Source organism: Pseudomonas sp. X4 (genome assembly GCF_040784925.1).
Lineage (GTDB): Bacteria > Pseudomonadota > Gammaproteobacteria > Pseudomonadales > Pseudomonadaceae > Aquipseudomonas > Aquipseudomonas putida_Z.
In genome coordinates, this window is record NZ_CP160798.1 from 768,581 (window position 1) to 781,041 (window position 12,461).

Annotated in this window: 13 protein-coding genes; 4 read left to right on the forward strand and 9 right to left on the reverse strand. The window is 63.8% G+C overall.

From position 1 onward, the window contains the following. Positions 1–238: 238 nt before the first annotated feature. Both ABX298_RS03375 and ABX298_RS03380 read left to right on the forward strand, forming a co-directional pair. Positions 239–1,603, forward strand: coding sequence for a glutamine synthetase family protein (locus ABX298_RS03375; RefSeq protein WP_075045994.1), 1,365 nt, complete (start codon positions 239–241; stop codon positions 1,601–1,603). 24 nt (positions 1,604–1,627) lie between these two features. Further along, the gene (locus tag ABX298_RS03380) at positions 1,628–2,935 is read left to right on the forward strand and encodes an FAD-binding oxidoreductase (protein WP_075045995.1); all 1,308 of its coding nucleotides are present in this window, start codon (positions 1,628–1,630) and stop codon (positions 2,933–2,935) included. 149 nt (positions 2,936–3,084) lie between these two features. On the opposite strand, the gene fadD1 is transcribed toward ABX298_RS03380, so the two are convergent. Continuing rightward, positions 3,085–4,782 (reverse strand): long-chain-fatty-acid--CoA ligase FadD1, encoded by a 1,698-nt coding sequence (gene fadD1, locus ABX298_RS03385; RefSeq protein ID WP_025340179.1) that lies wholly within the window; start codon positions 4,780–4,782, stop codon positions 3,085–3,087. A 360-nt stretch (positions 4,783–5,142) separates the two neighbouring features. Beyond that, positions 5,143–6,831, reverse strand: coding sequence for a long-chain-fatty-acid--CoA ligase FadD2 (gene fadD2, locus ABX298_RS03390; RefSeq protein WP_015271310.1), 1,689 nt, complete (start codon positions 6,829–6,831; stop codon positions 5,143–5,145). A gap of 219 nt (positions 6,832–7,050) precedes the next feature. On the opposite strand from fadD2, the gene ABX298_RS03395 reads away from it, so the two are divergent. Next, entirely contained in the window at positions 7,051–7,995 is a 945-nt protein-coding gene (locus ABX298_RS03395) for a lysophospholipase (protein WP_367394073.1), read from the forward strand. 34 nt (positions 7,996–8,029) lie between these two features. Continuing rightward, complete coding sequence (locus ABX298_RS03400; protein WP_012273633.1) at positions 8,030–8,500, forward strand: MaoC family dehydratase; 471 nt, start codon at positions 8,030–8,032, stop codon at positions 8,498–8,500. Positions 8,501–8,626: 126 nt separating this feature from the next. On the opposite strand, the gene ABX298_RS03405 is transcribed toward ABX298_RS03400, so the two are convergent. The 7 genes from ABX298_RS03405 to ABX298_RS03435 form a co-directional block, all read right to left on the reverse strand. After that, the gene (locus ABX298_RS03405; protein ID WP_286100336.1) at positions 8,627–9,865 is read right to left on the reverse strand and encodes an RNA polymerase sigma factor; all 1,239 of its coding nucleotides are present in this window, start codon (positions 9,863–9,865) and stop codon (positions 8,627–8,629) included. After that, positions 9,865–10,350 (reverse strand): SRPBCC family protein, encoded by a 486-nt coding sequence (locus ABX298_RS03410; protein ID WP_075045996.1) that lies wholly within the window; start codon positions 10,348–10,350, stop codon positions 9,865–9,867. Before ABX298_RS03410 ends, ABX298_RS03405 begins: the two co-directional genes overlap by 1 nt. A gap of 21 nt (positions 10,351–10,371) precedes the next feature. Further along, positions 10,372–10,716 (reverse strand): YciI family protein, encoded by a 345-nt coding sequence (locus tag ABX298_RS03415; RefSeq protein ID WP_075045997.1) that lies wholly within the window; start codon positions 10,714–10,716, stop codon positions 10,372–10,374. A 44-nt stretch (positions 10,717–10,760) separates the two neighbouring features. Continuing rightward, positions 10,761–11,186 (reverse strand): nuclear transport factor 2 family protein, encoded by a 426-nt coding sequence (locus tag ABX298_RS03420; protein WP_367394074.1) that lies wholly within the window; start codon positions 11,184–11,186, stop codon positions 10,761–10,763. A gap of 157 nt (positions 11,187–11,343) precedes the next feature. Further along, the gene (locus tag ABX298_RS03425) at positions 11,344–11,676 is read right to left on the reverse strand and encodes a type II toxin-antitoxin system HicB family antitoxin (RefSeq protein WP_075045998.1); all 333 of its coding nucleotides are present in this window, start codon (positions 11,674–11,676) and stop codon (positions 11,344–11,346) included. Then, complete coding sequence (locus ABX298_RS03430) at positions 11,673–11,927, reverse strand: type II toxin-antitoxin system HicA family toxin (protein ID WP_075045999.1); 255 nt, start codon at positions 11,925–11,927, stop codon at positions 11,673–11,675. Before ABX298_RS03430 ends, ABX298_RS03425 begins: the two co-directional genes overlap by 4 nt. A 138-nt stretch (positions 11,928–12,065) precedes the next feature. Next, positions 12,066–12,323 (reverse strand): DUF2790 domain-containing protein, encoded by a 258-nt coding sequence (locus tag ABX298_RS03435; protein WP_004375752.1) that lies wholly within the window; start codon positions 12,321–12,323, stop codon positions 12,066–12,068. Positions 12,324–12,461 lie beyond the last annotated feature (138 nt).

The window sequence follows — 12,461 nt, forward strand, 5'->3', positions numbered from 1 at the left end:
CCAGCCCATCGCCCCACCGTCGTCCCGCCCTTCGCAAGCGAAGGCCCGGCGCCGTGCCGGTGAGAATCCGCTGGTCCACATCATCCTCGCTTTCTGGGCCCTGTGGCACTGCCGTCACGCACGCCCACCGGATTTCTCGCTCACGCCGTTGTGACCAGACCCGGCCCTCTTCCGGCCGTTTGACTCAGCCGGGCCGCCTGCATGCGCGGTGGCCCGTGCGCCCGTGAGCGAATCCATCATGCACTTTGCACCTGTAGAGCAGGCCAGCCGTTTTCTGGCCGACAACCCCGATATCGAACTGTTCGAACTGTTCATCCTCGACGCCAACGGCGTACCGCGCGGCAAGCTGCTGCACCGCGAGGAACTGCTGGCCGTGTACCAGACCGGCCGGCCGCTGCCCAGCACCATTCTCGGCCTGACCCTGAACGGCGACGACGTGGAAAACTCCGGCCTGGTGTGGGACGTGGGCGATATCGACTGCCGCGCCTACCCGCTTGAAGGCAGCCTGGTGCGCCTGCCCTGGCGCCGGGTGCCGACTGCCGCGGTGCAGGTGAGCATGCACCCGAACGAGGGCCTGCCGGCCAGCATCGCCGACCCGCGCCATGTGCTGCTGCGTACCATCGAGGCGTTGAAGGCCGACGGCTACCATCCGGTGATGGCCTGCGAGCTGGAGTTCTACCTGCTCGACCAGCAACGTGATGCCCAGGGCCGCCCGCAACCGGCGCTGGACAACGACGGCGGCCGCCCACGCACCACCCAGGTGTATGGCCTGCGCGAACTGGAGCAGATCGAGCCGTTCCTTGCCGACCTCTACGCCGCCTGCAAGGCCCAGGGCATCCCGGCGCGCACGGCGATTTCGGAATACGCCCCCGGCCAGGTGGAAATCACCCTCGAGCACGGCGACGCCCTGCAGGCGATGGACCAGGCCGTGCGCTACAAGCGCCTGGTCAAAGGCATTGCCCACGCCCATGGCATGCAGGCCTGCTTCATGGCCAAGCCGTTCGCGCAACTGGCCGGTACCGGCATGCACATGCACCTGAGCCTGGCCGACAGCGCCGGCAACAACCTGTTCGCCAGTGAGGACAAGGCCGGCACCCCGCTGCTACGCCAGGCCGTGGCCGGCATGCTGCGCCACCTGCGCGACTCGCTGTTGCTGTTCTGCCCCAACGCCAACTCGTTCCGCCGCTTCCAGGCCAACAGCTATGCCCCGCTGGCGCCAACCTGGGGCGTCGACAACCGCACCGTGAGCCTGCGCATACCGGGCGGCCCGGCCAACAGCCGGCATGTGGAGCACCGCATCTGCGGCGCCGACGCCAACCCCTACCTGGCCGCTGCGGCGATCCTTGCCGCCAGCCACCGGGGCATCCGCGAACAGCTGGACCCGGGGGCACCGGTGGAAGGCAACGGCTATGCCCAGGCCACCGAACACCTGCCCACCGACTGGCTGACTGCCCTCGACGCCCTGCAGCATTCCAGCTGGGCTCGCGAAGCACTGGGCGAGGACTTCCTTGGCGTGTACCTGAAGGTCAAGCGCGCCGAGTACCGCCAGTTCATGGCCGAAGTCAGCGAGCAGGACTGGCGCTGGTACCTGCACCAGGCCTGAGCCCCCAGATAACAAGGAACCCCCATGAACGCAGCATTGAACAAGGGCCCGGCGCAGCGCGCGCCGTCCTATTACAGCGCCACCCTCAACGACCACACCGAGTACCCGCAGCTCAAGGGCAGGGTACAGGTGGATGTGGCGATCATCGGCGGAGGCTTCACCGGCGTGGCCACGGCGGTGGAACTGGCCGAGCGTGGCCTGAAGGTGGCCATCGTCGAAACCAACCGCATCGGCTGGGGTGCCAGCGGGCGCAACGGCGGCCAGGTCACCGGCAGCCTGTCGGGTGACGAAGCCATGCGCACGCAGATGCGCAACCGCCTGGGTGCCGAGGTCGATGACTTCATCTGGCACTTGCGCTGGCGCGGCCACCAGGTGATCGAGCAGCGCGTGGCGCGCTACGGCATCGACTGCGACCTCAAGCGCGGCCACCTGCACGCGGCCATGAAGTCCTCGCACATGGACGAGCTGCGCGCATTCGAAGCCGAGGCCCGGCGGCGCGGCATGGGCGAGCAGGTGCAATTGCTGGACCGCGAAGCCATGGCCGAGCACCTGCAAAGCCCGCTGTACCTGGGCGCGCTGAAGAACCTGCGCAACCTGCACCTGCACCCGCTCAACCTGTGCCTGGGCGAGGCCCGTGCCGCCCATGGCCTGGGGGCGCTGATTTTCGAAAACTCCGAAGTGCTGGACATCGTCCACGGCCCGCGCCCGGCGGTGGTCACCGCCCACGGGCGGGTCGAGGCGCGCCAGGTGATGCTGGCCGGCGATGTGTACCACAAACTGGAAAAGCGCCAGCTCAAGGGCAAGATCTTCCCGGCAATGGGTGGCATCGTCACCACCGCACCGCTGGGGGAACTGGCCGAACAGATCAACCCGCAGGACCTGGCGGTGTACGACTGCCGCTTCGTCCTCGACTACTACCGCCTGACCGCCGACAAGCGCCTGTTGTTCGGCGGTGGCGCCAACTATTCCGGCCGTGATTCACGGGATATCGAAGGCGAACTGCGCCCGTGTATCGAGCGCACCTTCCCGGCGTTGAAAGGCGTGCCGATCGAGTTCCAGTGGAGCTGCGCCATGGGCATCGTGGTCAACCGCATCCCGCAGCTGGGCAAGCTGTCGGACAACGTGTGGTATTGCCAGGGTTATTCGGGGCACGGCATTGCCACCAGCCACATCATGGGCGAGATCATGGCCGAGGCGTTGACCGGGACGCTGGAGAAGTTCGACACCTTTGCCCAGTGCAAGCATGTGCGGGTGCCGATGGGGGACTTGCTGGGCAACCCGCTGCTGGCGGCGGGGATGTGGTACTACCAGATGCTGGAGAAACTGCGCTGATTACGCGGTCTCTGTGGGAGCGGCCTTGTGTCGCGAAAGGGCCGCAAAGCGGCCCCAGCAATTTCAGCATCACAGCTGAGACCCTGGGGCCGCTTCGCGGCCCTTTCGCGACACAAGGCCGCTCCCACACTGAGCGTGCAGGGCTCTGATCAGGCGATCTTCTTCAAACCCTGTTTCTTCAGCTCTTCATCGCGCAGCTCGCGGCGCAGGATCTTGCCCACGTTGGTGGTCGGCAGCGCGTCGCGGAACTCGATCTGGCGCGGGACCTTGTAGCCGGTGACGTTGGCGCGCATGTGCTCCATCACCTGTTCCTTGGTCACGGTCATGCCCGGCTTGACCACGATGAACACCTTGATCACTTCACCGGACTTCTCGTCCGGCACACCGATGGCCGCGCATTGCAGCACGCCCGGCAGGGCCGCCAGCACATCTTCCAGCTCGTTGGGGTACACGTTGAAGCCGGAGACCAGGATCATGTCCTTCTTGCGGTCGACAATGCGCATGTAGCCGTCCGGCTGGATCACGGCGATGTCACCGGTCTTCAGCCAACCATTGCTGTCGAGGATCTCGGCAGTGGCCTCTTCGCGCTGCCAGTAGCCCTTCATCACCTGCGGGCCCTTGACGCACAACTCGCCCACCTCGCCCAACGGCAGCTCGTTGCCATTGTCGTCGATGACCTTGCACAGGGTGGACGGCACCGGAATACCGATGGTGCCGACCTGGTTGGCCTCCGCCGGGTTCACCGCAGCCACCGGGCTGGTCTCGGTCATGCCATAGCCTTCGCAGATGGCGCAGCCGGTCACGGCCTTCCAGCGCTCGGCCACGCTCAGTTGCAGGGCCATGCCGCCGGACAGGGTGATCTTCAGCGCCGAGAAGTCCAGGGCACGGAACGCCTCGTTGTTGCACAAGGCAACGAACAGGGTGTTGAGGCCAACGAAGCCGCTGAACTTCCACTTACCCAGCTCCTTGACCATGGCCGGCAGGTCACGCGGGTTGCTGATCAGCACGTTGTGGTTGCCGATCAGCATCATTGCCATGCAATGGAAGGTAAAGGCGTAGATGTGATACAGCGGCAGCGGGGTGATGAGGATTTCGCAGCCTTCGTGCAGGTTGGAGCCCATCAGCGCCCGGCACTGCAGCATGTTGGCCACCAGGTTGCGGTGGGTCAGCATCGCGCCCTTGGCCACGCCGGTGGTACCACCGGTGTATTGCAGCACCGCCACATCGTTGGCCTGCGGGTTGGCCTCGGTCACCGGCTGGCCCTTGCCCAGCGCCAGTGCGTCGTTGAAGCGTACGGCACGCGGCAGGTTGTAGGCCGGCACCATCTTCTTCACGTACTTGATCACGCTGTTGATCAGCAGGCGCTTGAGCGGCGGCAGCAGGTCGGCCACTTCGGTGACGATGACGTGCCTGACCTGAGTCTTGGGCACCACCTTCTCGGCCAGGTGGGCCATGTTGGCCAGGCACACCAGGGCCTTGGCGCCGGAGTCGTTGAACTGGTGTTCCATTTCCCGTGCGGTGTACAGCGGGTTGGTGTTGACCACGATCAGCCCGGCACGCATGGCACCGAATACCGCCACCGGGTATTGCAGTACGTTAGGCAGCTGCACGGCAATGCGGTCACCCGGCTTGAGGTCGGTATGCTGCTGCAACCAGGCGGCAAACGCCCCCGACAGCGCATACAGCTCGCCATAAGTGATAGTCTTGCCCAGGTTGCTAAAGGCCGGTTTGTCGGCAAAGCGTTGGCAGGATTGCTTGAGTACCGCCTGGATATTGGGGAATTCGTCAGGATTGATTTCCGCCGTAATCCCGGCTGGGTACTTATCCTTCCAAAAATGTTCGATCATGGAAGCCCACTCCTTCAGCAACAGCGAAGTTCGATTCACGCGTCGATGCGCTTATTATTGATATGAGATGACGGCTCGTTGCAAACCGGATCATCTGAAAGCGGGCCGAGAGTAACAGCTTTGCCTGGGGTCGCCTAGAGGCCAAAACAGGCCTCACGGTCACAAAAATGACTCAATGAACAATACAGGTCATTTTTAGAGTAATTATCCAAAACGTCGCAGATCGGGCTGTAAACAGCCTGCTAGAGCGGTTTGAAAGCATTCGCGGGTGAACCCGCTCCCACACAGGTACTGCACAGGCCTTGAGAACTGCAAGACCCCTGTGGGAGCGGGTTCACCCGCGAAGAATCCAACTCGGTCTCAAGCGATATCCCGCAGCTCCCGCCGCAGGATCTTGCCCACCGGCGTCATCGGCAACGACTCGCGCAGCACGATGTGCTTGGGTACCTTGTAGCCGGTGAAGTTGGCCTTGCAGTAGGCCTTCAGCTCATCCACGCTCAGCCCGCCCTCGCGCGGCACCACGAACAGCTTCACCGCCTCGCCGGAGCGCTCGTCCGGCACACCGATGGCCGCGCAGTTGGCAACCTTGGGATGCCCCATCACCACATCCTCGATCTCGTTGGGGTACACGTTGAAACCCGAGACGATGATCATGTCCTTCTTGCGGTCGACGATGCGGGTGAAGCCGTCCGGGTCGATCACCGCGATGTCGCCGGTCTTGAACCAGCCTTCCGCATCCAGGGCCTGGGCCGTGGCCTCGGGCTGCTGCCAGTAGCCTTTCATCACCTGCGGGCCCTTGATGCACAGCTCGCCCCGCTCGCCCAGCGGCAGCTCGTTGCCGTCATCGTCGATCACCTTGAATGCAGTGCCGGCCACCGGGATGCCCACCGTGCCCAGGCGCGCCAGCTGGCCATAGGGGTTGGTGCTGGCCACTGGCGAGGTTTCGGTCAGGCCGTAGCCTTCGACGATGCGGCAACCGGTAAGCGCCTCCCAGCGCTCGGCCGTGGCCTTGACCAGTGCGGTGCCGCCGGAGTTGGTGACCTTCAGCGCCGAAAAGTCGAGCTGGCGGAAGCCCGGGTGGTCCATCAGTGCGACGAACAGCGTGTTCAGGCCCAGCAAGGCGGAGAAACGCCATTTGCCCAGCTCCTTGATGAAGCCGGAAATATCCCGCGGGTTGGTGATCAGCACGTTGTGGTTGCCGGTGACCATCATGCACATGCAGTTCGCGGTAAAGGCATAGATGTGGTACAGCGGCAGCGGCGCGATCATCACTTCCTGGCCGTCCTTGATCAGCTTCTGCCCGTCCGGCCCGTGCTGCGAGAAGCAGGCCAGCACCTGCAGCATGTTGGCTACCAGGTTGCCGTGGGTGAGCATGGCGCCCTTGGCCAGGCCGGTGGTGCCACCGGTGTATTGCAGCACCGCAGTATCGTCCAGGCTGAGCGGCACCGGCTTGTGCGACAGCTCGCGCCCCTGGCGCAACACCTGCTTGAACGACACCGCCTGTGGCAGCTGATAGGCCGGGACCATCTTCTTCACCTTGTCGACCACGGTGTTGACCAGCCAGCCCTTGGCGGTGGGCAGCATGTCGCCCATCCTGGCCTCGATCAGGTACTCGATGCCTGTATCGGGCAACACCTCCTGCACGCGCTTGCCGAACATGTTCAGGTACACCAGCGCACGCGCGCCGCTGTCCTTGAACTGGTGGCGCATCTCGCGCTCGGTATACAGCGGGTTGGTGTTGACCACGATCAGGCCTGCGCGCAGGGCACCGAACACGGCGATGGGGTATTGCAGCACGTTGGGCATCTGCACCGCGATGCGGTCGCCCGGCTTGAGGTCTGTGTGCTGCTGCAACCAGGCGGCGAAGGCCGCCGAGTGGCGCTCCAGCTCCGCGTAGGTCAGGGTCACGCCCAGGTTGCTGAAGGCCGGGCGGTCGGCGAAACGTTTGCAGGAGCGCTCGAACACCTCGACGACCGAGGTGTAGGCATTGATGTCGATGGTGGACGGCACGCCCGCCGGGCGCTTGTCATTCCAGAAGTCGGCTTGCATTTATTATTGTTCCTCTGCCTGGACCTGCTGTAAGTCCTGTAGTCCTTTCACCTGCCCGCTTGAAAGCGAAAAGGCGTTGATCCGACGTTAGCAGGTAAGCCCAAGGCGGCATATACGCCAAGTGCCGCCATTAACATTGTGAATCTTATTTGTGCCCTTCCTGCAATCCGGTCGGTTGTGCATACACTGTTCGGGTACCTGTGCGCACAAGGACCCGCCATGCCTCACGACGCCTTCTGGCTGCCCGCCAGCGAGCACTGCAGCCTGTACGTGCACCAATGGTTGCCGGCCACACCGGTAAAAGCCGTGGTGTTGCTGGCCCATGGCATGGCCGAGCATGCCGGGCGCTACCAGCACCTGGGCCATGCCTTGAGCGAGGCCGGCTTCGCCCTGTTCGCCGCCGACCAGCGCGGCCATGGGCGCACCGCCGAACTGGGCAACCTCGGCCTGTTCGCCCGCCATCATGGCTGGAATGCCGTGGTCAACGACATCGGGCTGCTGGCCCAGCACATCGGCCAGCAATACCCGTGCACGCCGCTGTTCCTGTTCGGCCACAGCATGGGCAGCTACATCGCCCAGGCCTACCTGCTGCACCACAGTGGCAGCCTGCATGGGGCGATCCTCAGCGGCTCCAACTACCAGCCGGCGGCGCTGTACCACGTGGCGCGGCTGATTGCCCGGCTGGAAGCCTGGCGCCAGGGGCCGCTGGGCAAGAGCGCACTGATCGAGTGGTTGTCGTTCGGCTCGTTCAACAAGGCCTTCAAGCCCAACCGCACGGCGTTCGACTGGCTCAGCCGCGACCCGGCGCAGGTCGACCTGTACGTCAACGACCCGCTTTGCGGCTTTCGCTGCAGCAACCAGTTGTGGCTCGACCTGCTGCAAGGCTTGGCGCAGATCAGCCAGCCGAGTAACCTCGCGCAGATCGATCCGAACCTGCCGCTGCTGGTAATCGGTGGTGAATGTGATCCGGTCAGTGCCGGCAAGCGTCTCACCCACCTGGCCGACGCCCTGCGCGCGACCGGCAATCGACATGTACAGCTGCGCATCTATCCTGAGGCGCGGCACGAAGTACTCAACGAAACCAACCGTGACGAGGTCACCGCCGATATTCTCGGCTGGCTTGAACAGGCGCTTGCCCTTGGCCGCCCTGTGCGCAGTGAATGACAGCCGCCCTCGCCTACCGCTTAAGGAAGCCCCGATGTCCCAGGTCACCAACACGCCTTACGAAGCCCTCGAAGTCGGCCAGAAGGCCGAGTACAAGAAGTCCGTCGAAGAACGCGACATCCAGTTGTTCGCCGCGATGTCCGGTGACCACAACCCGGTACACCTGGACGCCGAGTTCGCTGCCAAGAGCATGTTCCGCGAGCGCATTGCCCACGGCATGTTCAGCGGCGCGCTGATCAGTGCTGCAGTGGCCTGCACCCTGCCTGGCCCTGGCACCATCTACCTGGGCCAGCAGATGAGCTTCCAGAAGCCGGTGAAAATTGGCGATACCCTGACCGTGCGCCTGGAAATCCTGGAGAAGCTGCCCAAGTTCAAGGTGCGCATCGCCACCAATGTGTACAACCAGAATGATGAGCTGGTGGTCCAGGGCGAGGCCGAGATCCTCGCACCGCGCAAGCAGCAGACCGTCGAGCTGGTGTCGCCGCCGAATTTTGTGGCTAGCTGAAGATTGATGCAGGCAGTACCGGCCCTTTCGCGGGTAAACCCGCTCCCACATGGACCTCACAGCATCAAGCCGTGACGCAATCCTGTGGGAGCGGGTTTACCCGCGAAGAGGCCGGCGCAGCCAACATCATTCGATAGCCTGCAACCGCCGCTCGATATGCCTGCGCTCCGGCTCCTGCCGGGTCAGCGCCAGCGCCTGCCGCCAGGCCGCCCGGGCCTCTTCCATATGCCCCAGCTGGTAATGCAGCTCGCCCCGCGTCGCATGCGCCAGGTGATAGTCCAGCAACTCTCCCCTCGCCAGAATCCCTTCGACTTCCCGCAGCCCAACCTCCGGCCCATCCCGCTTCGCCAGCGCCACGGCCCTGTTCAGTTCTACCACTGCTGACGGCCAATGCCGCTGCAGCACGTCATACAGCCCGACGATCTCCGCCCAGTCGGTCGCTTCGGCCGTAACCGCTTCGGCATGCACCGCCGCAATCGCCGCCTGCACGGTATAGGCACCGAACGCCCGGCTTTGCAGGGCCTGGCGCACCAGTTCGCAGCCTTCGGCAATGCGTTGCCGGTCCCACAGGCTACGGTCCTGCTGCTCGAGCAATACCAGGTTGCCCCGGCCATCGGTACGCGCGCGCTGCCGGGACGCCTGCAGCAACATCAGGGCCAGCAGGCCGACCGCCTCCGGGTCGGGCAGCAACTGCACCAGCAGGCGCGCCAGGCGAATGGCTTCATCGCTCAGCTCCTGCTGCAACAACGCCTCGCCCGACGACGCCGAATAGCCCTCGTTGAACACCAGGTAGATCACCCGCAGCACACTCTCCAGGCGCTCGGGCAGTTCGTTCAGCTCCGGCACCTGATAAGGGATGCCGGCATCGCGGATCTTGGCCTTGGCGCGCACGATACGCTGGGCGATGGTGGCCGGACTCTGCAGGAAAGCACGGGCGATCTGCTCGGTGGTCAGGTCGCAGACTTCACGCAGGGTCAGCGGCACCTGGGCATCGGCGGACAAGGCCGGGTGGCAGCAGGTGAAGATCAGCCGCAGGCGGTCGTCGGCCAGCAGTTCTTCCTCGCTGGGGTCCTGCGCCTGGCCGTCGAGCAGCATGCTCAGGTCCGCCTGGGAACGGTCGAAACGGGCGCGCCGGCGCAGCGCATCGATGGCCTTGAAGCGGCCGGTGGACACCAGCCACGCCCGCGGGTTATCGGGGATACCGTCGCGCTGCCAGCGCTCGACGGCGATGAAGAAGGCATCGTGCATGGCCTCCTCGGCCAGGTCGAAATCACCCAGCAGGCGGATCAGCGTCGCCAGGATACGCCGTGACTCGCTCCGGTAGACCGCCTCGACCTCGGCGCGCACCTGCGCCAGTGCCTTCATCAGTCGGGCATCCGCTGGGTCACCACCTCCACCAGGCGGTCCAGGCTTTCTCCCCACCCCTGGTGGAAGCCCATTTCCTCATGGGCGCGGCAGTCGGCGGCATTCCAGTGCCAGGCGCGGGCGGTGTAGCGGGTTTTGCCCTGCTCCTCGTCAAAACTGATCACGGCAGTCATGAAGGCCTTGTCCGAAGGTACCCAACCTGGGCCGAAGGCATCGGTGAACACCAGCCGCCGCGGCGCGGCGATTTCCAGGAACACGCCCTGGTTCGGGTACTCGCTGCCATCCGGCGCCCGCATCAGGGTGCGGAACAGGCCACCGACCCACAGCTGCATCTCGCACTCCGGGGTGGTCATGCCCTGCGGCCCCCACCATTGCATCAGCCACTGGGGCTCGGTCCAGGCGCGGAACACCTTGGCCGGTGGCGCGTCGATCAGGCGGCTGATGGACAACTCGTGTTGCGCTTGCGCGGGGTGTGCAAGGCTCATGCTGGTAGGTCTCCATTGCTGTCAGGGTTGCAGTTCGCGCACCGGCCGCACCTCGACACTGCCGACCCGCGCGGCGGGGATGCCCTTGGCGATGTTCAGCGCCTCGTTCAGGTCGCGGGCTTCCACCAGGTAGAAGCCCGCCAGTTGCTCCTTGGTCTCGGCGAACGGGCCGTCGGTCAGGCTCATGTGCCCGTTGCGCATGCGCACTGTGGTGGCGGTCTGCACCGGCTTCAGCGCCTCGGCCGCCAGCATTCGCCCGGAGCCTTGGATGGATTCGGCATACGCCCTGCATTCGGCGTCTTCCGGGCTGTCGGGCAGGCTGTGCAGCAGCCCCTCGTCACAATAGACCAGGCACAGGTATTTCATGGTCGCCTCCAGGGCATTGGCAAAGTGCGTTTGGCGATAACGGCTCAGGGCTTGAGATCGAACAGGGCTTTCTGGGTTTCCATGTCGAATGGCGCCGACCAGTGTTCGTGGATTACCTGCCACTGGCCACCTTGACGACGATAGCCCACGGTGGCGCGCATGAAGCCGCACTGGCTCTCGTTGTCCGCGGGGCCACAGCGGTTAAGCCAGTGCGCCAGGGCCAGGTCGCCAGCGGCATGCACGGTAAGTTCGGCGAATTCGAAAACCATCGGGCCGGGGCACATGCCCATGCACATTTCCCAGTGCGCCTGGTAGGTTGCCTTGCCTTTGAATTGCAGGGCCTGGATGGCATCGAAGGCGACGATGTCGTCGGCATAGGGAGCGACGATGTTGGGGATGTCGCGGTCGCGCACGGCCTGCATCCAGCGCGCGATCAATTGGCGGATCTCGGTTTCGGCTGCGGTGCTCATCGGGGGTTCCTCCGACAGGTCATGGGTGATTGGGCACGGGGTGCAACGTGCTCTCACCTATTGGTCGAACGGGAACTGGAGGAATCGACAGGCAACGGAAACTATTCTGCATGGGTAATTGGAGAATACCCGCGAGAAACAACGAAAGCAGGCTTGTTCAGGCCATTGCGGCTTGTTCGAAGACCTCGTCGGCCCACTGGTTGAGGCTTTTGCCGGCAGCACGGGCAGCAACACTCGCGGCAGCATGAACTTCGGGCCGGATACGCAGCATTACTTTGCCCGAGGCAGGCTTTTCCGGCGCAATGCCCTGCTCTGCGCAATCGGCCAGGTAATCTTCCAGCGCATTGCGAAACGCCTCATGCAACTCGGGCACCGAGCTTGCGTGAAAACTGATGATGTCACGCATACCAAGCACACGGCCGACGAAGATATCGTCACGCGCGTCGTACTCGATACGGGCGGCGTAGCCTTTGTAGCGCATGCAACTCATATCCTGACTCCTGCCCGCAAGAGGAATTCACGGGCTTCTTCAATCTGATACCGCTTGGCTTCCTTGCCTGGATGAGGCCGATGGCATCTCCAGCATTGGCCACCCAGCACCAGCTTGACCCTGGAGCCTTGCCGCTCCAGCACCTCACCGCCCAGATGGAGTACCAATGCCTCGATCTCGGAGAAAGCCAACGACGCCGTGGTCGGCGTTCGGAAAATTGCGTCGAGGACTTTGCGGTATCGAGTGTTCATCAAAAAATGCTATCAAATTAAGATAGCACTTTTTCCTCGATATTCATTCAGGATTTTTCTGTTGCTCGAACTGCAAGACGGTTGATGGCCCCGTCACCCGCAGGCCGGCGAAAGGGCCATCAACACCAGGCAAGCCGATCAACCCTGCTGGCACCCCTCACCCATGGCCCGGTACTGGATGGTGTGCACCTGGCCCTGGTGGTCTTCGTAGGTCATGGTCGCAGGCACCACTTCGCAGACGTTGGGGATGGTCGACAGGTTGATCACCCGCTTGATGTCCAGGTTCATGGAGTAGTCGTACTGCTGGGCGACGGGCTCGCTGGAGACGGGTCTGGCCTCATCGGCGAGGGCGAACGAGGACATACCGACCAATGCAAGAATCAGTAATGGTTTCATGTGAGTTTGCCTTTTAAGCATTCAAGCTGATCGATTGACTTCTATTGCCGTGCCCGGCGCGGAGAAGTTGCCATCTGCGGTGAAGATGGCACGAAGTACCGATCCCGCTTCGTACTGCCAGTGGGGATGGCTAAAAGT

What these genes read in the sequence shown, in the direction of transcription:
- ABX298_RS03435 (WP_004375752.1), bottom strand. Translation starts at nt 12,323, where the DNA reads ATGAAACCATTACTGATTCTTGCATTGGTCGGTATGTCCTCGTTCGCC.
- ABX298_RS03420 (WP_367394074.1), bottom strand. Translation starts at nt 11,186, where the DNA reads ATGAGCACCGCAGCCGAAACCGAGATCCGCCAATTGATCGCGCGCTGG.
- ABX298_RS03405 (WP_286100336.1), bottom strand. Translation starts at nt 9,865, where the DNA reads ATGAAGGCACTGGCGCAGGTGCGCGCCGAGGTCGAGGCGGTCTACCGG.
- ABX298_RS03410 (WP_075045996.1), bottom strand. Translation starts at nt 10,350, where the DNA reads ATGAGCCTTGCACACCCCGCGCAAGCGCAACACGAGTTGTCCATCAGC.
- ABX298_RS03400 (WP_012273633.1), top strand. Translation starts at nt 8,030, where the DNA reads ATGTCCCAGGTCACCAACACGCCTTACGAAGCCCTCGAAGTCGGCCAG.
- ABX298_RS03430 (WP_075045999.1), bottom strand. Translation starts at nt 11,927, where the DNA reads ATGAACACTCGATACCGCAAAGTCCTCGACGCAATTTTCCGAACGCCG.
- fadD1 (WP_025340179.1), bottom strand. Translation starts at nt 4,782, where the DNA reads ATGATCGAACATTTTTGGAAGGATAAGTACCCAGCCGGGATTACGGCG.
- ABX298_RS03415 (WP_075045997.1), bottom strand. Translation starts at nt 10,716, where the DNA reads ATGAAATACCTGTGCCTGGTCTATTGTGACGAGGGGCTGCTGCACAGC.
- ABX298_RS03395 (WP_367394073.1), top strand. Translation starts at nt 7,051, where the DNA reads ATGCCTCACGACGCCTTCTGGCTGCCCGCCAGCGAGCACTGCAGCCTG.
- ABX298_RS03380 (WP_075045995.1), top strand. Translation starts at nt 1,628, where the DNA reads ATGAACGCAGCATTGAACAAGGGCCCGGCGCAGCGCGCGCCGTCCTAT.
- fadD2 (WP_015271310.1), bottom strand. Translation starts at nt 6,831, where the DNA reads ATGCAAGCCGACTTCTGGAATGACAAGCGCCCGGCGGGCGTGCCGTCC.
- ABX298_RS03425 (WP_075045998.1), bottom strand. Translation starts at nt 11,676, where the DNA reads ATGAGTTGCATGCGCTACAAAGGCTACGCCGCCCGTATCGAGTACGAC.
- ABX298_RS03375 (WP_075045994.1), top strand. Translation starts at nt 239, where the DNA reads ATGCACTTTGCACCTGTAGAGCAGGCCAGCCGTTTTCTGGCCGACAAC.